The 19,656-nt window shown below is 74.5% G+C and carries 17 protein-coding genes; 8 read left to right on the top strand and 9 right to left on the bottom strand.

Annotated elements, in window-relative coordinates:
• Positions 1-30: 30 nt before the first annotated feature.
• From OCU29_RS08740 to OCU29_RS08705, 8 genes are all read right to left on the bottom strand, one after another.
• A complete protein-coding gene (locus OCU29_RS08740) occupies positions 31-1,083 on the bottom strand; it encodes a hypothetical protein (protein ID WP_261819615.1) in 1,053 nt (350 codons plus the stop codon).
• Positions 1,080-2,531, bottom strand: coding sequence for a PstS family phosphate ABC transporter substrate-binding protein (locus tag OCU29_RS08735; protein ID WP_261819614.1), 1,452 nt, complete (start codon positions 2,529-2,531; stop codon positions 1,080-1,082). The genes OCU29_RS08740 and OCU29_RS08735 overlap by 4 nt, the downstream gene beginning before the upstream one ends.
• Complete coding sequence (locus OCU29_RS08730; RefSeq protein WP_261819613.1) at positions 2,528-3,718, bottom strand: hypothetical protein; 1,191 nt, start codon at positions 3,716-3,718, stop codon at positions 2,528-2,530. Before OCU29_RS08730 ends, OCU29_RS08735 begins: the two co-directional genes overlap by 4 nt.
• On the bottom strand, positions 3,715-4,419 hold the full coding sequence (locus tag OCU29_RS08725; protein WP_261819612.1) for a hypothetical protein: 705 nt from the start codon (positions 4,417-4,419) through the stop codon (positions 3,715-3,717). Before OCU29_RS08725 ends, OCU29_RS08730 begins: the two co-directional genes overlap by 4 nt.
• Entirely contained in the window at positions 4,419-6,122 is a 1,704-nt protein-coding gene (locus OCU29_RS08720) for a hypothetical protein (RefSeq protein ID WP_261819611.1), read from the bottom strand. Before OCU29_RS08720 ends, OCU29_RS08725 begins: the two co-directional genes overlap by 1 nt.
• On the bottom strand, positions 6,122-8,263 hold the full coding sequence (locus tag OCU29_RS08715; protein WP_261819610.1) for a glycosyltransferase: 2,142 nt from the start codon (positions 8,261-8,263) through the stop codon (positions 6,122-6,124). The genes OCU29_RS08720 and OCU29_RS08715 overlap by 1 nt, the downstream gene beginning before the upstream one ends.
• A complete protein-coding gene (locus OCU29_RS08710; RefSeq protein ID WP_261819609.1) occupies positions 8,260-8,523 on the bottom strand; it encodes a hypothetical protein in 264 nt (87 codons plus the stop codon). The genes OCU29_RS08715 and OCU29_RS08710 overlap by 4 nt, the downstream gene beginning before the upstream one ends.
• Before the next feature lie 168 nt (positions 8,524-8,691).
• Complete coding sequence (locus OCU29_RS08705) at positions 8,692-9,870, bottom strand: glycoside hydrolase family 5 protein (protein ID WP_261819608.1); 1,179 nt, start codon at positions 9,868-9,870, stop codon at positions 8,692-8,694.
• Positions 9,871-9,936: 66 nt separating this feature from the next.
• On the opposite strand from OCU29_RS08705, the gene OCU29_RS08700 reads away from it, so the two are divergent.
• From OCU29_RS08700 to OCU29_RS08675, 6 genes are all read left to right on the top strand, one after another.
• Positions 9,937-11,205, top strand: a complete 1,269-nt coding sequence (locus OCU29_RS08700) for a hydroxyacid-oxoacid transhydrogenase (protein ID WP_261819607.1) — start codon at positions 9,937-9,939, stop codon at positions 11,203-11,205.
• A 43-nt stretch (positions 11,206-11,248) separates the two neighbouring features.
• Positions 11,249-14,101, top strand: a complete 2,853-nt coding sequence (locus OCU29_RS08695) for an FAD-binding and (Fe-S)-binding domain-containing protein (RefSeq protein WP_261819606.1) — start codon at positions 11,249-11,251, stop codon at positions 14,099-14,101.
• Between the two features lie 98 nt (positions 14,102-14,199).
• Complete coding sequence (locus OCU29_RS08690; RefSeq protein ID WP_179614365.1) at positions 14,200-15,435, top strand: SAM-dependent methyltransferase; 1,236 nt, start codon at positions 14,200-14,202, stop codon at positions 15,433-15,435.
• On the top strand, positions 15,428-16,444 hold the full coding sequence (locus OCU29_RS08685) for a hypothetical protein (RefSeq protein ID WP_261819605.1): 1,017 nt from the start codon (positions 15,428-15,430) through the stop codon (positions 16,442-16,444). Before OCU29_RS08690 ends, OCU29_RS08685 begins: the two co-directional genes overlap by 8 nt.
• A gap of 55 nt (positions 16,445-16,499) precedes the next feature.
• Positions 16,500-17,504, top strand: coding sequence for a DNA topoisomerase IB (locus OCU29_RS08680; RefSeq protein WP_179614363.1), 1,005 nt, complete (start codon positions 16,500-16,502; stop codon positions 17,502-17,504).
• 8 nt (positions 17,505-17,512) lie between these two features.
• Positions 17,513-18,004 carry a macro domain-containing protein gene (locus tag OCU29_RS08675; RefSeq protein ID WP_261819604.1) on the top strand — a complete coding sequence of 164 codons (492 nt, stop codon included), beginning with the start codon at positions 17,513-17,515 and terminating at the stop codon, positions 18,002-18,004.
• Here OCU29_RS08675 and OCU29_RS08670 read toward each other — a convergent pair.
• The gene (locus tag OCU29_RS08670; RefSeq protein ID WP_261819603.1) at positions 17,988-18,908 is read right to left on the bottom strand and encodes a formylglycine-generating enzyme family protein; all 921 of its coding nucleotides are present in this window, start codon (positions 18,906-18,908) and stop codon (positions 17,988-17,990) included. The two genes, OCU29_RS08675 and OCU29_RS08670, sit on opposite strands and share 17 nt — an antisense overlap.
• Positions 18,909-18,967: 59 nt before the next feature.
• Between OCU29_RS08670 and OCU29_RS08665 the strand changes: the two genes are divergently transcribed.
• On the top strand, positions 18,968-19,327 hold the full coding sequence (locus OCU29_RS08665; protein WP_261819602.1) for a YidH family protein: 360 nt from the start codon (positions 18,968-18,970) through the stop codon (positions 19,325-19,327).
• On the top strand, positions 19,324-19,638 hold the full coding sequence (locus tag OCU29_RS08660; RefSeq protein WP_261819601.1) for a DUF202 domain-containing protein: 315 nt from the start codon (positions 19,324-19,326) through the stop codon (positions 19,636-19,638). The genes OCU29_RS08665 and OCU29_RS08660 overlap by 4 nt, the downstream gene beginning before the upstream one ends.
• The last annotated feature ends 18 nt before the right edge of the window (positions 19,639-19,656 follow it).

Raw genomic sequence — 19,656 nt, 5'->3', positions numbered from 1 at the left:
GGGCCGCCGCAGGGGGTGGACGCAGTCGGCTCAGAACTCGGCCGCCGCGACCTCGCAGAGGTTGAGGTGCGGGTGCTCGGCGTCGTTGACGACGTAGTAGGAGGAGAGCACGAAGCGGCGGGTGCGGCCGTGGGCGGTCCACCACAGCCGCAGCATGCCGTTCTCGGGCAGCGTCACCGGCGGCACCGCGCCCAGCACGGGGTCGTGCTCGAGGGTGTCGGTCTCGACGTGGTCGTCCACGGCGCCCTCGCCCTCGATGCGCTCGTAGTAGAGCGTCGCCTCCCGGTCGTCGGTGCGCAGCAGCACGTCCTGGCGCCCGCCGTCGCCGCCGTCGGGGGAGCAGGTCAGCTCGAGGTCACCGAGCCCGTCGAGCGGTGTGACCTGGCGGCTGGGGCCGGCGAGGCCGTCGGCGTCGCCGTGCCAGTCGACGCCGATGGAGGTGTCGGTGACGGTCTGGAGGGTGGCGGCGATCCGGCACGACCGGTACTGGCGCGGGTGGTGGAAGCCGTTCCAGTACCAGTTGATCTCGAGCGAGGTCGACGGCGTGCGTGCCGCGCCCGCGGCCGGCTGGTGGCGACCGGGGCGCTGGCTGACGACGCCGTGCATGAAGCCCGAGGAGTAGTTCTCGACGGGGGTGGCCTGGTTGAGGCCCTCGTGGGCGCTGCGACCGGTGCCGCCGCGGCCGTCGTCGTCGGCGTCGGCCCAGCGGTAGACGCGCACGTTCTTGACCGCGACCGCGGGGCCCGCCTTGTCCTCGTGCTTGGCCAGCCACATCTGCGTCTCGGCCGAGCGGTCGTACGGGGTCAGCTTGACCATCGTGTTGCGCGGCTTGCAGACCAGCTTGAGGGTGCCGATGCCCGGGACCGGGGTGGAGCGCACCTGGCGGCCGCCGGGACCGTTCCAGTCCAGGACGATCTTGCGGCGGGTGGCGTCCTCGACGCGGCGGGTCGCCACCCGCTCGGCGGGCGTCGCGGACGCCCCGCCCGCGCCGGGACGCTCCGCGCCGGTCGCCGTGGTCGGGGGCAGCAGCGAGCCCACGAGCGCCACCAGCACCCAGGCCGCGACCCCGCGGGCGGGGCTCACCGGGCCGGCTCCGCCGGCTGGGTGGCCGGTGCGGCCTGCTCGGTCTGCGGTGCCTCCTCCAGCGTGACGAGGTCGGGCTCCTCGCGGCCGGTGACCCAGTCGAGCTGGCGGTCGATCTCGGCCTGGGAGAGCGCGACCAGCTGGGCGTCGACGGCCGCGTCACCCGCGCGGTCGAGGAAGTGCTCGAGGAACTCGGCGACCTCCGGGCGGTCCAGGGAGCGGGTGGTGGTGGTCAGCAGCATCCGGCGCGACAGCGGGTACTCGCCGCTGGTGATGGTGCGCTGGGAGGGGAAGATGCAGTTGCGCTCTCCGTCGGGGTCGGTGACCTCGAAGGGGCGCAGCTGGTCCTCGAAGAGCTCGTAGTAGCTGAACAGGAAGTAGCCCACGTGCCCGCGGGTGCGCTGCACCCGGGCGCGCGCCGCGGCGGCGGCGTCGTAGCGCGCCACCACCGCGTTCTTCTCGTCGGTCAGCACGAACATCTCGCTGCGGGCCGCGGCGAGCGCCTCCTCGGCGCGCACCACGCGCTGGCGGTCGGCGGCCTGCTGGTCCGCGGGACGCTGGTCGCGCACCCCCTTCTCGACCTCGGCGTGGGCCACCTCGACCTCGGCCTTGGCGTCGTTGACGACCTGCCACTGCTCCGTGAGCCGGCTCTTGGCCAGGTCGCGCTCGCGGGAGCGGTCGCGCAGCTGCAGCGCGAGGTCCTCGTCGCGCTCGCGCCCCACGACGAACAGCCGCGAGCCCTGGTCGGTGTCGAAGGTGCGGTAGTCGGAGCGCAGGTTGATCAGGGAGGGGTCGGGGGCGTCGAGCACGGTGCGGCCGAAGAACTGGAAGGCGTTGTTCTCTCGGTTGGGGCCGGCCACCTCGAGCGGTACGTCGTCGTAGCCGTCGCCCAGCTGCGACCACGTCGCGACGGGGGAGCCGGCCCGGTAGACCTCGCGGACCTGCTGGGTGCTCAGGCAGTCGCCGCCCACGTCGGTCTCGTTCTTGATGGCGACCACGACCGCGTCGGAGGCGACCTGGAGCTGCACGACGTCGAGGCCCACGGAGCGGCAGGCCTCGAGCTCCTCGGGCGCGACGGCGCGGGTGGAGTCGACCACGTCGACCTCCCCGTCGCACAGCGACGCGAAGGCGGCGTCCTCGCCGCGCCGGGAGACCTCGACGTCGACCGACGAACCGCTGCGCTGGAAGGCGGTCACCTCCTCGCTGGTCAGGGTGCCGTCGACGCCGTCGATGGTGACGACGCCGGAGGTGGGCGAGGGCAGCGCACGGTTGGCCTGGCGCACGCGCTGCGCCTCGACCTGGCCGTCGCGGTAGTCGCGGGCCTGCGCGTCGGCCACGACGTCGGTCGCGCCCTGGGTCGGCTCCTCGGAGCAGGCGGTGAGCGCCAGCGCGGCCAGCGCCAGCACGGCACCGGCTGCTCGGGTGCGCCGGACGGGGCGGCTGCTCATGGCTGCTCCTCGGTGGTGCCGGTCGCGGCGCGCGAGGGACGCGCCGTCACCAGTCCCGAGTCGTCGGAGCCGGCGGCCGGCGGGTAGCGGTAGCGCTCACCCAGCTCGACGACCTCGAAGTCGGTGAGGTCCAGGCTCTGCAGCTCGTTGCCCTCCAGTAGGCCGGAGGTCACGTCGCGCTGGGCGTAGAGGGTCGGCACCTCGGCGCGGTCCACGACGATGGCGCCGTAGGTGCGCAGCGCCAGCACGATCGCGTCGGCCATCCGGCGCTGCTGGTCGGTGAGCCTGATCAGCTTGCCCGTCGCCGGGTCGCGCGGCCGCTCGGGGACCACGTCGGCACGCAGACGGATCCGGGCGCCCTCGGGCAGCGAGTCGGCCAGACCGTTGCCGTCGGTGGAGGAGGCCGGCTGCACGAACACGTTCTGCGCCGGGCCGGGCAGGCTGATCGCCAGCGCGTGCTCGATGAGCCCGGCCTCGAGCTCGCCGGGCCGGATCAGGCCGGCGAAGAGCGGCAGCCCCGAGCCCCGGGCGCTGACCTGCTGCGGGGCGCTGAAGCCGGGGCCGTCGAGGTCCCAGCGCTTCATGTAGTGGTAGCTGATGGAGCCGTCGTCCTCGCGCCGGGCCCGCCACAGGTCGTAGGCGACCGACTCGGTGGTGTCGAAGACGGTGAACCACCCGTCGTAGCGGGGGTCGGGGTCGATGTCGGCCGGGATGTCGAGGGTGATCTCGTCGTCACCGTCGCCGCACTGGGACTGGCGGCACACCACCGGGGTCGGCTCGCCGCCGGCCACCACCGGCACCGTCCAGGCCTCGGTGTTGATGTAGATCGGGTCGGTGATCGTCTCGGTCTGCACCCGCACGGAGCCGCCGTCCTCGACGACGCCCTCGCGCACCTGGACCTGGCGCATCAACCGGTCGGAGGCAGGGTCCACGGGGGACCCGTCGACCCGCTCGTTCCACGGCGAGTCGGCGCTGAAGTGGCGCCGCTCGGCGACCACCACGCCTCCGTCGGCACCCACGACCGTGGCCGGGCCCGAGGTGGCACCGGCGGTGACCACGACGTCACCGTCGGGCGAGCGACCCGCCCCGGTGCCGTCGGGGCTGTCGGGGCCGCCGCAGGCAGCCAGCGTGGCGAGCAGTCCCGCGGCCAGCAGGGCGGCCGGCAACCGGGTGCGCGTCGGGCTCATCGGTCTCCTCCGGGAGGGGTGGGGCCGTCGAGCTCGAGGTCGGAGCCGAGCCGGGCGACCACGTCGGCGATGGCGGCCAGGCGGGCGCCCTCGTCACCGGGGGGCGTCCCATCGGTGCGCGCCCGGGCCGCGGCCACGATGGCGTGCGCCTCGCGGCGGGCCTGGAGCCGGATCAGCTCGGCGTCGAGCTCGGCCTGCGCCGTGATGAGCTCGCACCGGCGCGCGACCTCCTCCTCGACCGCTACCAGGTGGGTCAGGGTGGCGTCCCGGGTCACCCGGATGCGCTCGGCGGCGATCCGGGCGACCTCGGCGACGTCGACCTCGGTGGCCGAGCCGGTCGGGGCCTCCGGCGCCCGCGCGAGGCGGGGCAGGTGGGCCAGCACGCTCTCGAGCGTGTCGGTGGGGACCACCAGGGGGCCCTCGGGCGGCGGGGGCGAGACGTGCAGCTGGCCCGTCGGCTCCGGGTCGGGCTCCGGGTCGGGCTCGGGCTCGGGCTCCGGCTCAACCACGGGCTCGGGCTCGGGGTCCGGCTCAGTCACGGCCTCGGGCTCGGGTGCCGGCTCGGGTGCGGGTTCTGGCTCGGGCGGGGGCTCGTGCACGAGCCGGTGGGTGAAGTCGACGCGACCGATCCGCGCGCTGCCGGCGGCAGCGAGGATGTCGTCGAGGGACGGGGGCGGGGTCACCGGGGCGCTGGACTCCATCAGGGTGCCTGGCTCTCGGTGGTGTCGATGGTCTCGATGGTCTCGGCGGTCTCGGTGGCCTCGGGGCGGAAGCCCGGCGGCACCGCGACCAGCGTGTAGCGCTCGGTGCGGTAGACGCTGGTCAGCTGGACGTCCTCGCCCTGGGCGGCCTCGGGGTAGCGCTCGGTGAGCAGGTCGGCGTCGCCGGTGGAGAGCAGCAGGTAGTCGACGTGCGCGACCGGGTCGGCCGCCGCCTCCTGCCACGGCCCGTCGGAGGCGTCGACGCGGTCGAAGAACAGGTCGGGCCGCCCGGTGAAGAGCATCACCGCGTAGGTCTGGGCGTTGTCGGTGAGGATCGAGCCGGTGCGCTGGACGTTGTCGCGGATGAAGGCCGCCATCGCCTGCTCGTCGACCACGCCCACGACCTGGTCGCCCAGGGTCCGGGCGCCCTCCTGGCTGGCGCGGGTCGAGATCGCGGCGGCGAAGACCGACTCGAGGTTCTGGTACTTGTAGGTCTTCATCGCCTGGAACGTCCACGGGATGCTCAGCACGAGGCCGACGACGAGCAGGGCGCTGACGAGCGTGGCGCCGCTGCCGGCCGAGCGGGCCAGCCAGATCGCCCCCACGCACGCCAGCAGCAGGACGGGCAGCGCGTTGCGCATCGCCATCGGCGAGTCGGAGAGACCCAGGACCACAGCGAAGCCGGGGGAGAGGACCGCCACCGCCAGCAGCACCCCGAGCCACAGCGCGAAGGTGTTGGCGCGTGCCAGCCCGGCGAAGACCAGGGCGGGCAGCACCACGATCGCGATGGGGGCGCCGAAGAGCACCAGCTCGCCGGTGTAGCGGGCCAGCTCGACGAAGGTGAAGCTCTCGGTGAGCGCGGTGGAGGCGTCGCTGGCGGAGGTGATCCAGGCGACCGGGTTGCCCAGGAGCAGCAGGTTGAAGACGGTCCACAGCGCGATGACGTAGACCGTGGGTGCCGCGAAGCCGATGGTGGTGCCCTCGACCTCGGTGCCGTCGGCGCCCATCCGGGCCAGGACGGCGCCGATGAGCACCGCGCTGACCAGGAACCACAGCAGGCTGCTGTAGCCGGCGAGGGCGGCCACCGAGTAGGCCAGGCCGGCGATCATCACGAAGCGGATGTCGGCGGTGACGTACCAGGCGAACAGCGCGCCCAGGGCCGTGACCACGAAGCACATCCAGATGATGTGGCGCGCCCCGCCGGCGGCGTACAGCGCCAGCAGCGGGTTGGCGCCGAGGCTGACCAGCACCGCGACCCGCAGGGGCGCGGCCACCGTCGCGCGGCGCAGCATGGTGTTGACGACGACCATCATGAAGGCGGCGAAGAACGCGGAGGTCAGCGGCACGATCACCAGGGAGCGGGCCAGCGCCGGCACCAGCGTGAGCGGGGAGACCAGGAGGGTGGCCAGCGGCGGGTAGTCGAAGCCGAGCGCGGAGAGCTTGGCCGGGTCGTTGTGCCAGATCATCAGCGCCCGGTTGAGCCGGTCGAGGCTCTCGAAGCCGACCACGTGCTGCTGGACCACCAGCCAGTAGCCGAACCAGGCGTAGGCCAGCGAGAACAGCGCGAAGACCAGCAGGCTCTCCCACGGGCGGCGCGGCACGTCGACCGGGCGACGGCCCACCGACTGCACGATGCCCGACAGGCGCTCGCGGTGGGTCACCACCGCGGCGCCGGGGGAGGCCGGCTCGACGGTGAGGCTCATCAGTGCCCTCCCGCCGGCGGCTCGTTGAGGCCGTGCTCGGTCTTCTCCCAGTAGAACGGGTTGGTGAAGAGCTGGATGAAGCCCTTCCAGGCCGCCCAGCTCATCAGGCCCCAGTAGAGCGGCGAGAGCAGCGCGGTGCGGGTGATGCCGAACTCGCCGCGCTGGAGGCTGCCGGCGACGTTGAGGTAGACGAAGACGAAGTTGCCGATGAAGAGCATCGCGCTGGCGGCGTAGAAGACCAGGCCCGGGAAGAGCTGCTGGATGAAGCCGGCCTGGGTCAGGACGTAGAGCGTGGTCAGGCCCCAGAAGACCGGGTTCATCAGGAGCACGAAGGCGCTGCCCATGGTGAGGTTGAAGGACAGGAAGCCGCGCAGGCCGGTCTGGCTCAGCAGCGCCACCGGGTTGCGCATGTGCACCAGCCAGGTCTGCATGTAGCCCTTGATCCACCGGCTGCGCTGGCGGATCCAGTTGGGCACCTGCGAGTTGGCCTCCTCCAGCGTCGTGGAGTCGATCATCGCGGTGCGGTATCCCTCGCGGTGCAGGCGGATGCCGAGGTCGGCGTCCTCGGTGACGTTGAAGGGGTCCCAGGCGCCGAGGTCGCGCAGCACGTCGGTTCGGAAGTGGTTGGAGGTGCCGCCCAGCGGGATGGGGGACTCCGAGGCGCCCATCGCCGGCAGCACCAGCTCGAAGTGCATCGAGTACTCGTTGGCGAACCAGGCGGTGAGCATGTTCTGGTCCTGGTTGAAGTAGTTGAGCTTGGCCTGGACGCACACCACGTTGCCGGGCACCCGCTCGAAGGCCGTGACGGCCTTCTTGAGCTGGTCGGGGTCGGGGCGGTCCTCGGCGTCGAAGATGACGCAGACGGTGCCGGTGGCCAGCTGGAGGCCGTAGTTGCAGGCCTTCGGCTTGGTCTTGGGCTGGGCGTCGGGGACCACGACCAGGTGGAAGTGCGGGGGCAGGCGCATCCCGCGGATCGTCTCGATGGTCTCGAGGTCGTCCTCCTCGCACAGCAGCTTCACGTCGAGGCGGGTGCGGGGGTAGTCGAGGGCGTTGATGTCGCGCACCAGCCGACCGACGATCGCGGCCTCCTTGTAGAGGGGCACGAGGATCGTGTAGACGGGCAGCTGCCGCTCGTCGATGGCGGCGATCTCCTCGTCGGTGATGTCGGTCTCGAGGTGGGTGCCCAGCGCCCGCAGCGTCAGCCGGAACTTGTAGACGGAGACCAGCAGGTAGACCAGGCTGGCGGCCCCGACCAGCGCGATGAGCGTGCCCATCGGCCACAGCAGCCCGCACAGCACCGTGACCACCAGGGCGATGACCAGCACCGCCTTCTGGGTCGAGGAGATGACGACGTGCGCGGAGGACTCGGGCGCGTTCTCCATCAGGTGCAGCGTCGAGACGTCGGCGTAGTGCTCGGAGTGGATGCGCTGCAGGAGCTGGTCGAGGTCGGTGCGGTTGGCCAGCAGCTGGCGCACCGGCCGGCCCAGCGCCGTCTCCACCTCGCGCAGCGCGGGGGCGGGCAGCGGGCGGGCGACCGCGAGCAGCACGACGCCCTCGGACTCCGCGACCGGGACCACCTGGAGGGTCCGGGCCAGCGGCTCGGGCAGGCGACGGGCGAGGTCGGGGTCGGGCTCGAAGTCGCTGAGGCCGACCCGCTGCATCTGGTGGATCTCGGCGAGCGCGGCGACCAGGACGTCCTCGTCGATGGCCTCGTGGGAGACCAGGATGTCGCCCAGCGGGTCGCCGGTGCGTGAGTACTCGACCATCGCGCGCTGCAGCTGCTCGCCGGTGACCAGGCCGCTGCGCGTCAGCATCTGCGCCATCTGCACCCGGGCCCGTCGCGACTCGGCGCTCTCGACCCTCTCGGCATCGCCGTCGACCAGCGGGTGGGCGGCGTCGATCGCCGCCATGATCTCGTTGGCGGTGTGGCGCACCAGGAGCACCGGTGCGTCGACCCGCTCGGCGACGACGTGCTCGGTGACCTGGTCCTCGGGGTCGGTCGCGGCGACCAGGACCTGGCCGTCGACCACGGCGTAGGCCAGCACCCGGAAGGTGCGGCAGATCCCCTCGGGCAGCAACCGGGCCAGCTCGGCGTCGACGCCGTCGCTGAGCCGCGCGGCGCGGGTCGCCTGGGTGGTCATCGGGTGCCCGTCCCGAAGCCGTGCGCCGCGGCCTCGTCGTCGGTGTGCGCGGCGGAGCCGGTGGAGCCGGGGCCGCTGCCGCGCTCGCCGCGCGCCCGGGCCGCCGACCAGCCGAGGAAGGCCAGCAGGAGCACCAGCAGCGGTGCGATGAGGAAGCCGATGAAGACCGCGACGAAGACCAGCAGGGTCACCACGATCCCGATCGTGGCGGCGCCCACGGACTTGCCGCCCGGACCGCCGTTCGACACCTGGATCGCCATCGGACCCCTCCCTCCTCGGGGCCCGGCCTCCCGCCGGTCCCACGCTCCCGACCGGGACCGCAGCTCGACAGTAGGGCGGCTCCTGCTGCGCCTCAGGAACAGGAGGTCCACGCCCGGGTAACAGGTAGGGACCCGCTCTGACCAGGGCGGCAACGCGCTCGCGACCTGCTAGGAGACCCGTGCCCCCGCCTGCATCCAGGACCGCGCCAGGCGCCCCCACGCGGTCGGCCGGCCGCTCAGGCCGCGACCCAGGGACATGGGGTCGCCGGCGTGGTCGGCCCACACCCAGAACAGCGCCCCGACGCCGTGCTGGTCGGCCCAGTCGAGGTAGCCGGCCACCCAGCCGTCGAGCGGGTCGGTGGCGCCGAGCTCGCCGGTCAGCACCGGCACCCGTCGGGCGAGCGGCGCCAGCACCTCGTCCCAGCACTCGCTGGTGGCGCACGCCTTGAAGTCGTAGGCGTGGAAGGCCGCGACCAGCTGGTCGTCGTCGGGCCGGTGCTCCCACCAGCCGGACAGGTCGTTGGCGTAGTCGAGGCCACCCAGGAGGACCGGCTGCTCGGCGCCGGCGTCGCGGAGGGCGTCGACGACGGCCTGCATGCCCTGCGCCGTGTACGTCGTGCGGCCGGTCGTGGCGGTGCGGTCGTCCTCGGCGGGGGCGGCGCAGCCGCCGTCGCGCCAGCACTCCCAGGTCAGGTCGAAGACCAGGCGGTCGGCGGCGTCGTAGCGGGAGTAGGGCTCGTTGAAGGCGTCGAACATGACCGAGGCGTTGTCGGCGTAGGCCTCGCCCACCGAGCGCCAGAAGGCCAGCGACTCCGAGTCGGGCATGGCGAGGTTGCCGAACTCGGGGGTGCCGATGCGCTTGCGGCTGTGGAGGTCGAGCACGACCACCAGGCCCTGGGCGTTGAGCGCCTCGACGAAGGCGCCGACGTGGGCGCGGTAGCCCGCGGGGGTGCGCTCGGTGTACTCGTCGCTGACCGGCGCCGCCCGGGTGCCCAGCCAGCAGTCCTGGTTGAGCGGCAGCCGGACCGTGTCGGCGCCCCAGCCGGCGATGGCCAGCGCCTGGGTGGTCATCGGGTCGGTGCCGCCGGCCTCGAGCGAGGAGTAGCCCCAGCCCTGCGCGCAGGCGTACTCGAGGCTGCTCCAGTTGACCCCGCGGGGCACCCACGCCTCGCCGGTGCGCCCGTCGACGAGCCGGTTGCCCTCCACCACCGGTCGCGGCGCCGAGCCCGTGGACGGCTCGTCGGCCTCGAGGGAGCCGGTGAGCACCACGGCCGAGGCGACGGCGGCCAGCACCAGCACCAGGGCAGCGGCCAGCACCAGCAGCGCGCGCGCATGCGGTCGACGCACGACGTCCCCCCTCCTGTGCCGTCGGCTCGCCAGATCCTACGACCGATCCCGGCCTAGGGTGTGGCCATGAGCGAGACCGTCTTCACCTACGCCGCCCCCGCGCTGAAGTTCGGCACCGGCGCCTCCGCCGAGATCGGCCACGACCTGCTGGGCCACGGCGCCCGGCGGGTGCTGCTGGTCACCGACCCGGGTGTCGCGGCCACCGGGGCGCCCGCCCGCATCGCCGAGCAGGTCACCGCCCGCGGCCTCGAGGTGACGACGTACGACGGCGTGCACGTCGAGCCCACCGACGAGTCGATGGCCCACGCGATCGCCTTCGCGCGCGACGCCGGTCCCTTCGACGCGATCCTGGCCGTCGGCGGCGGGTCGGCCATCGACACCGCGAAGGCGGTCAACCTGCTCACCACCAACCCCGGCGAGCTGATGGACTACATCAACGCGCCGGTCGGCCGGGCGCAGGCGCCGGTCAACCGGCTGCTGCCGCTGGTGGCGGTGCCGACCACGACCGGCACCGGCTCGGAGAGCACCACCATCTGCGTGCTCGACGTGCTCTCGCTGCACGTCAAGACGGGCATCAGCCACCCGGCGCTGCGCCCGACGATGGCCGTGGTCGACCCGGCCCTGACGATGGGCCAGCCGACGATGGTCACCGCGGCGGCGGGCATGGACATCCTGTGCCACGCACTCGAGAGCTGGACCGCGAAGTGGTTCGGCGACTTCGAGGCCAAGACCCCCGAGCAGCGGGTGCCCTACTGCGGGGCCAACCCGATCGCCGACCTGTGGTCGGAGAAGGCGATGTCGCTGCTCGCGACGTCCTTCCGCGCCGCGGTCGCCGACGGCAGCGACGTGGTCGCGCGCGAGCAGATGGCGCTGGCCGCCACCTTCGCGGGCCTGGGCTTCGGCAACGCCGGCGTGCACATCCCGCACGCCAACGCCTACCCGATCGCCGGGCGGGTGCGCGACTACCGGCCCGAGGGCTACCCGCAGGACGAGGCGATGGTGCCGCACGGCATGGCGGTGACGCTGACCGCGCCCGAGGCGTTCCGCTTCACCTACGAGGCCTCCCCCGAGCGGCACCTGGCCGCGGCGCGGCTGCTCGACCCGTCGGTCCCCGACTCGGCCACCGGCCCCGACGTGCTGCCCGACGTGCTGGCCACGCTGATGCGCGACATCGGCATCCCCAACGGCCTGGCCGAGGTCGGCTACGGCGAGGCGGACGTCGACGACCTGGTCGAGGGCGCGCTCAAGCAGCAGCGGCTGCTGGCCACCGCACCCCGCGAGGTGCACGCCGAGGACCTGGCGGGGATCTTCCGCAGCTCCATGCAGCACTGGTGAGACCGGGCGCGGCGGGTCACCGCCCCTCCGCGACAATGGGCGGGTGAGCCAGACGCTGAGCAGCACCGACATCGCCGCCGAGCTGCGCCGGCGGGGCGTGGGCGACGTCGACGACTCGACGCTGGCGCGGGCGCTCTACTCCACCGACGCCTCGCTCTACCGCGTGCCGCCCCGCGTCGTCGTACGACCGCGGCACCGCGACGAGCTGCTCGCGGTGCTCGACGCGTCGCGGGCGACCGGGGTGCCGGTGACGATGCGCGGCGCCGGCACCTCGATCGCCGGCAACGCGGTCGGGCCCGGCATCGTGGTCGACACCGCGCGCCACCTCGACAAGGTCCTCTCGATCGACGCGGAGGCCGGCACGGCCGTCGTCGAGCCGGGCACCGTGCACGCCACCCTCCAGCGCGCGGCGCTGGCCCAGGGGCTGCGCTTCGGGCCCGACCCCTCGACCCACCCGCGCTGCACGATCGGCGGGATGATCGGCAACAACGCCTGCGGCTCGCGGGCGCTGGGCTACGGCCGCACCGCCGACAACGTGGTCGGCCTCGACGTCGCGTTCGGCACCGGCGAGGTCTGGAGCGGCGGCGGGCCCTCGGCGGCCGGCGACGCGCTGGCCGCGATCACCGACGCCTCGCTGGCCCACGTGCGCACCGAGTTCGGGCGCTTCACCCGCCAGGTCAGCGGCTACTCCTTCGAGCACCTGCTGCCCGAGAACGGCCGGCGCCTCGAGCGCTTCCTGGCCGGCTCCGAGGGCACCCTGGGCGTCGTGCTCGGCGCGACGGTCCGGCTGGTGCCCGACGAGCCGGTGCGCCAGATGCTGGTGCTGGGCTACCCCTCGATGGTCGAGGCGGCCGACGCGGTGCCGGCCATCCTGGCCGCGGCCCGCACCCCCGGCGGCCCCGACGCCCACGGCAGCCCGAGCGGGTCGCCGCTGGTGGCCTGCGAGGGCCTCGACGCCCGCATCGTCGACCTGGTGCGCGGGCGCGGCAGCGCCGTGCCCGACCTGCCGCGCGGCGGCGGCTGGCTCTTCGTCGAGCTCACCGACCCCGGCCTGGTCACCCCGGTGCTGGCGGCCGCCGAGCCGCTGGAGCACCGCCTGGTCACCGACGCCCGCGAGTCGGCCGCGCTGTGGCGCATCCGCGAGGACGGCGCCGGCCTCGCCGCCCGCAGCCTCGAGCGGCAGGCGCTCTCGGGCTGGGAGGACGCCGCGGTGCCGCCGGAGCGGCTCGGCGCCTGGCTGCGCGACTTCGACGAGCTGCTCGAGGGCCACGAGCTGCAGGGGGTGCCCTACGGCCACTTCGGCGACGGCTGCGTGCACGTGCGCATCGACTTCGACTTCTCCGACCGCGACACCGACCCCGAGGCCGGGCGCCGCCGCTTCCGCGAGTTCCTCACCGCCTGCGCGCACAAGCTGCGCGAGCACGGCGGCTCGCTCTCGGGCGAGCACGGCGACGGCCGGGCCCGCTCCGAGCTGCTGTCGGTGATGTACGACGAGGAGTCGCTGCGGCTCTTCGGCGCCGCCAAGGCGGTCTGCGACCCCGACGACCTGCTCAACCCGGGCGTGCTCGTCGACCCGGACCCGTTCGACGCGCACCTGCGCCCGGCCCGCCCGCGCCACGAGCCGCGCACCGTGCTGCGCCTGCTGCACGACGACGGCTCGCTGGGCGCGGCCGTGCACCGCTGCACCGGCGTCGGCAAGTGCGTCGCCCCGCACACCGGCGCCACGACCGGGGTGATGTGCCCCTCGTGGCAGGCGACCCGCGACGAGAAGGACTCCACCCGCGGTCGCGCCCGGGTGCTGCAGGAGGCCCTCGACGGCGAGCTGGTGCAGGGCCTGGGCGACCCGGCCGTGGCCGAGGCGCTCGACCTGTGCCTGGCCTGCAAGGGCTGCGCCTCCGACTGCCCCACCGGCGTCGACATGGCCACCTACAAGGCCGAGGCGCTGCACCAGCGCCACGACGGCGAGGGTGCCACCGAGCGCCGCCCCCGCAGCCACCTGACCCTGGGCCGGCTCCCGATGTGGGCGCGGCTGGCCGCGCCCCTCGCCCCGGTCGTCAACCGCAGCCTGCGGCTGCGTCCGCTCGCCCGCCTGGCCAAGGCCACCGCCGGCATCGACCAGCGCCGCTCCATCCCCGACTTCGCGCCCCGCACCCTGCGCAAGGCAGCGGCGACCGGCCGCCTGGGCGACACCGACGCCCCCGACGTGTGGGTCTGGGCCGACTCCTTCACCGACCACTTCCTGCCCGGTTCGGGCCACGCCGCGATCGAGGTGCTCGAGGCCGCCGGCCTGCGGGTGCGCGTCATCGACGAGGACGCCTGCTGCGGGCTGACCTGGATCACCACCGGCCAGCTCACCAGGGCCCGCGCCATCGCCGCGCGCACCGCGGCGACCCTGGCGTCGTACGTCGGCACCGGCACGCCGGTGGTCGGCCTCGAGCCGTCCTGCCTGGCCACCCTGCGCAGCGACCTCGTCGAGCTCAGCGACGACCCGCGCGCCCAGCAGGTCGCCGAGGGCGTGCTGACCTTCGCCGAGCTCGCCACCCGCCTCGACCTGCCGCTGCCCGACCTCACCGGGGTGCAGGTCGTCGCCCAGCCGCACTGCCACCAGCACGCCGTGCTCGGCTGGGACGCCGACCAGGCGCTGCTCGAGCGGGCCGGTGCCACCGTCACCCGCGTCGCGGGCTGCTGCGGGCTGGCCGGCAACTTCGGCATGGAGAAGGGCCACTACGACGTGTCGGTGGCGGTCGCCGAGACCCACCTGCTGCCGGCGGTGCGCTCGCAGCCCGACGCCGTGGTGCTCGCCGACGGCATGTCGTGCCGGGTGCAGCTCGACGACCTCGCGGGCGTGCCGACGATGCACCTGGCCGAGCTGTGGGCTTCTAGGCTGGGGCGGTGATGAGCTCGTGAACCCCCGCCAGCGACGCCTCGTGATCCCCGTGGCCCTCGCGACGCTGCTGCTGATCGTCGTCGTCGCCGCCCTGGTCTGAGGCCGAGATGAGCGAACCCCTGCTCCGCGGCCTGGCCCGCATGCGCAGCCACCTGCTCGACCCCGACACCCTCGTGCGCGCGGTCGCCTCGGGCCGGCAGAAGGGCGGCGCCCCGCAGTGGCGCCGCGTCGAGCTGCGCTACGTCGACCTCAAGGCGGGGCGCCACCTGCAGGTCACGTCGTACGACGAGCAGCAGGCGCACACCGCGAACCACGCCGTCGGTGAGCCGCGGCAGCCCAGCCCGGCGCGCGACGCCGTCGACGCGCTGCTCGACGAGCCCTTCGGCAACTGGCACGTCGAGACCACCACGCAGAGCCACCAGCTGCGGGTGACCAAGAAGGGCGAGGCGCTGGTGCACACCAGCGACCGCAAGGAGGCCGTCGAGGCCAGCCGCGGCCACGACCGCGGCAAGGAGCGGCTGCTGCCCGAGGACGACCCGCTCTTCCGCGAGCTCGGCCTCACCGACGCGCAGGGCCGGCTCAAGCCGAGCCGGCAGGCGAAGTACCGCCAGGTCGAGGAGTTCCTGCGGCTGCTCGACACCACCGTCGTCGAGGCCGTCGAGAAGGGCCACCTGCGCCGCCCGACCGAGGCCGAGCCGCTGCGCGTGGTCGACCTCGGCTGCGGCAACGCCTACCTGACGTTCGCCGCGCACCGCTACCTCTCCCACGTGCGCTCGCTGCCGGTGGCCGTCACCGGCGTCGACGTCAAGGAGCAGTCGCGCGAGCACAACAGTGCCGTCGCGGGCCGGCTCGGCGCCGACGCGAGCTTCGTGGTCGGCACCATCGCCGACGCCGAGGTCGACCCCGCGCCCGAGGTGGTGCTGGCGCTGCACGCCTGCGACACCGCCACCGACGAGGCCCTGGCGCGCGCCGTCGCCTGGGGCGCGCCGGTCGTGCTCGCCGCGCCCTGCTGCCACCACGACGTGGCCGCCCAGCTGCGCCGCGCGCCCACCCCGTCGCCGTACGCCGCGCTGACCCGGCACGGCATCCTGCGCGAGCGCTTCGCCGACACCCTCACCGACGCGCTGCGCGCCTCGCTGATGCGCCTGGCCGGCTACAAGGTCGACGTCGTGCAGTTCGTCGAGAGCCAGCACACGCCGCGCAACACGCTGCTGCGCGCCACCCGCACCGGTTCGCCGGTGCGCGGCGGCACGCTGCGCACGGAGTACGACGAGCTGGTCGCGACCTGGGGGTTGACGCCGCGCCTCGCGGTGCTCCTGGAGCAGCAGGATGCGGGTGCCTGACCGGCTGCGCGGGCCGCTCGTGGCCCTCGCCCTGGCCGCCCCCTTCGCCGTGGGGCTGGCCGCGCAGGCGGCGACCGGCGACGACGACGCCGAGGTGGTGCTGAGCTTCGCCGACCCCGAGATCCTCGAGTCCAGCGGCCTGGTGGCCGCCGGCGACCTGCTGCTGACCACCAACGACTCCGGCGACACCGGGCGGGTCTTCGCCGTCGGCCCGGAGGGACGCACCGTCGGGGTCACCACGTGGTCCGACACCCCCACCGACGTCGAGGCGCTGGCGCCCGCCGGGCCGGCGGCCGTGTGGGTCGGCGACATCGGCGACAACGCGGCCGCCCGCGACTCGGTCTCGGTGGCCCGGGTGCCGGTGGGCCGCGGCGAGATCGACGCCCGGGACCAGGCCGCCGGGTCGACGTACGAGCTGGTCTACCCGGGCGGGGCCCGCGACGCCGAGACGCTGCTGCGCCACCCGGGGACCGGGCGGCTCTACGTCGCCTCCAAGAGCTTCTTCGGCGGCGCGCTCTACGAGGCGCCCGCCCGGCTCGACCCCGACGCCCCCAACGAGCTGCGCGAGGTCGCCGGGGTGCTGCCGATCGCCACCGACGGGGCGTTCTGGCCGGACGGGCGGCACCTGGTGGTGCGCGACTACGCCCGCGCGGTGGTCTACGCCTGGCCGTCGATGCGGGAGGTGGGCGACCTCGAGCTGCCCGACCAGCAGCAGGGCGAGGGCATCGCGGTCACCGCCGACGGGCGGGTGCTGGTCAGCACCGAGGGGCAGTTCACCGACGTGCTCGAGGTGCCGCTGCCGGCCGAGGTGGAGCGGGCGGTGGCCCCCGAGCCCGCACCGACCGCCGAGCCCGAGCCTGAGGACCCCGCCGAGCAGGAGCAGGCGCCGCCGGTCGACCGGGTGCAGGACGAGAGCCTGCGCACCGTCCCGCTGACCTGGCTGCTCGGGGCCGCGACCGCGGTGCTGCTGGCCTCGCTGCTGCTCGCGCGCGCCGTACGACGCCGCTGAGGCTCACACCGGCGGGTGGTACGGCGGGCCCGTGCCGCTGGCTAGGTTCTGGCCCATGGTGCGGCTGCGCAGGACCTCTCCCGACCAGCCGGGCTGGACCCGCCGGCGGGCCGGACGCGGGTTCGTCTACCTCGACGCGGGCGGCGAGCGGCTGCCCGAGGACGCCGCGCAGCGGGTGCGCGACCTGGTGATCCCGCCGGCCTGGCAGGACGTGTGGATCACGCCCCACGAGAACGGCCACCTGCAGGCGGTCGGCACCGACGACGCCGGACGCCGCCAGTACCTCTACCACCCGGCCTGGCGCGAGAAGCGCGACGCCGAGAAGTTCGACCGGATGCTGGAGTTCGGCAAGGGGCTGGCCCGGGCGCGCGAGCTGGTGGTCAGGGACCTCGGCTCGGAGGGGATGCCGCTGGAGCGGGCCTGCGCGGCGGCGGTGCGGCTGCTGGACCTCGGCTACTTCCGCATCGGCAACGACGTCTACGCCGACGAGAACGGCTCCTTCGGGCTGACCACCCTCGAGCGCCGCCACGTGCGCCGGCGCCAGGACCGGCTGGTCTTCACCTTCACCGGCAAGTCCGGTGTCGACCACCGCATCGAGATCGACGACGTCACCGTCATCGAGGCGCTCGAGGTGATGCGCCGCCGCCGCGGGGGAGACCTGCGGCTGCTGTCCTACAAGAACGGCCGGTCGTGGCGCTCGGTGCTGCCCGACCTGGTCAACGAGTACGTGCGGGCCTCCACCGGGCTCGAGGCCACCGCGAAGGACTTCCGCACCTGGCACGCCACGGTGCTGGCCGCGGCCGCGCTGGCCGAGACCACCGAGCACGGCGAGTCGGCGGCCTCGCGCAAGCGGGCCGTGGCCGGGGCGATGAAGGAGGTCTCGGGCTTCCTGGGCAACACCCCCACCCTGGCCCGCTCGTCGTACGTCGACCCGCGCGTCGTCGAGGCCTACGAGGAGGGCCGCACCATCGCCGGCACCACCCGCCGCCACCACGACACCCCCGACCAGCGGCAGGCCGCCCTCGAGCGGGCGACGCTGCGGCTGATCCGGGGGTCCTGAGGAGGAGCATGCAGATCACGGTCGTCCACGGCGACATCACCACCCAGGCCGTCGACGCGGTCGTCAACGCCGCCAACCGCCGGATGCGCGGCGGCGGTGGGGTCGACGGCGCGATCCACGCCGCGGGCGGCCCGGCTGTGCTGGAGGACTGCCGGCGCCGATTCCCCGACGGCCTGGCCACCGGCGACGCGGGCTGGACCACCGCGGGCGACCTGCCCGCACGCTGGGTCATCCACGTGGTGGGCCCCGACCGCACCGCCGGCGAGACCGACCGGTCGCTGCTGGTCTCCTGCTACGCCCGGGCGCTCGAGGTCGCCGATGAGGTCGGGGCCGCCAGCCTGGCGCTGCCCCTGGTCGGCGCGGGCGTCTACGGCTGGTCGGCCTCCGACTCGGTCACCGCCGCGCTCGAGGTGCTGCGCACCGCCGACACCGGGCTGCGCGAGGCGCGGTTCGTCGCGTTCGGCCGCGCGGCCTACGACGTGGTCAGCGCCGCGCTCTGAGGTCGGGCGCCGGCAGGTCGGCCGCGACCCGGAACCCCTGGTTGCCGCTGGCGCTGTCGGGGGTGTTGGCCGACCGCGCCCCCACGCGGTAGCGGTTGCAGTACGACGCGTGGCACAGGTAGGACCCGCCGCGCACCACGCGCGACCCGGGGGCGCCGGGCCGGTCCCACTGCTCGTCGACCCACTCCCACACGTTGCCGGCGGCGTCGTGCAGGCCGTAGCCGTTGGCGGGGAAAGCGGTGACCGGGGAGGTGCCGCGGTAGCCATCCTCGGCGGTGTTGCGGGTCGGGAACGTGCCCTGCCAGATGTTGCAGCGGTGCTCGCCGCCCGGGGTCAGCTCGTCGCCCCAGGGGTAGCGCGCCTGCTCGAGCCCGCCGCGGGCGGCGTACTCCCACTCGGCCTCGGTGGGCAGCCGGGCGCCGGCCCACGCGGCGTACGCCGCCGCGTCGTGGAAGGACACGTGCACCACCGGGTGGTCGCCGCGACCGGACAGGTCGCTGCCGGGGCCCTCGGGGGCCCGCCAGGTGGCGCCGGCGACCCCGCACCACCAGGGCGTGCCCGGCACCCGGGGCGAGACCTTGCGCAGCGCCCCGGGCAGGAAGCCGGCGAAGACGTAGGACCAGCCCAGCCGCTCGGACTCGGTGACCCAGCCGGTGGCGTCGACGAAGGCGGCGAACTCGTCAGTGGTGACGGTGGTGCGGCCGATGGAGAACGGCGCCACCTCGACGGGCCGCACCGGCCCCTCGAGGTCCTCGGGGTTGGCGTCGGCGTCCTCGCTGCCCATCTCGAAGGTCCCGCCGGGCAGGTCGAGCAGCCCGGTCAACGGGCCGGCGGCGCGGGCGGTGGGCAGGGCGGCCCCACCGGTGGTGGGCTCGGGACGACCGGGGCTGCAGCAGGACGACATGACGGGCCACAATCTACGCGGGCGGCCGTGCCGGACGCCGGTCCCCGGAGGAGGCGCACGTGACGCAGGACGAGCACCGCTGGCCGCGGTGGGTCTACGACGGCGGCGAGGAGCCCGACCCCCGCTTCAGCTTCGCCAACGAGCGCACCTTCCTGGCCTGGATCCGCACCGCGCTCGCGCTCGTCGCGGCGGGGGTGGCCGTCGACGTCATCGACCTGGACGCACCCGAGGCGCTGCAGCGCTCGCTCGCCACGCTGCTGGTGGTGGCCGGCCTGGCCTGCGCCGTGCTGGCCTGGCTGCGCTGGGCCCGCTCCGAGCGGGCGATGCGGCGCGGCCTGCCCCTGCCCTCCGGCGGTGCGGCGGCCACGCTGGCCGGGGCCGTGGTGGTCGCGGCCGGCGTGCTCGTGCTGGTGCTGTGAGGCCCGAGCCGCCCGGGCTGGCCAACGAGCGCACGGCGCTGGCCTGGCAGCGCACCGCGCTCTCGGTCGTCGTGGCCGCCCTGGTGGTGGCCCGGCTCAGCATCAGCCGGGTGGGGCTGGGCGTGGTCGCGGTGACCGTGGCCGGCGTGGTGCTCGGCGGCTGGGTGGCGCTCGAGGGGTTGGGCCGATACCGGACCCGGCACGGGGCCGAGGGGCGGAGCCGGACCAGGGGAGGCCGGGCCACGGCGCTGCTGACCGTGACGGTCGTGGTGGTCGCGCTCACCGAGCTGGCGGCGATCGCGCTCGGCTGACGGTCCCGGGCCGGGGGT

This window comes from Nocardioides sp. OK12 (assembly GCF_024341885.1).
Classification (GTDB): domain Bacteria; phylum Actinomycetota; class Actinomycetes; order Propionibacteriales; family Nocardioidaceae; genus Nocardioides; species Nocardioides marinisabuli.
The sequence above is the reverse complement of the archived record's forward strand: the minus strand, read 5'-3'. Positions and strand labels throughout refer to the sequence as shown.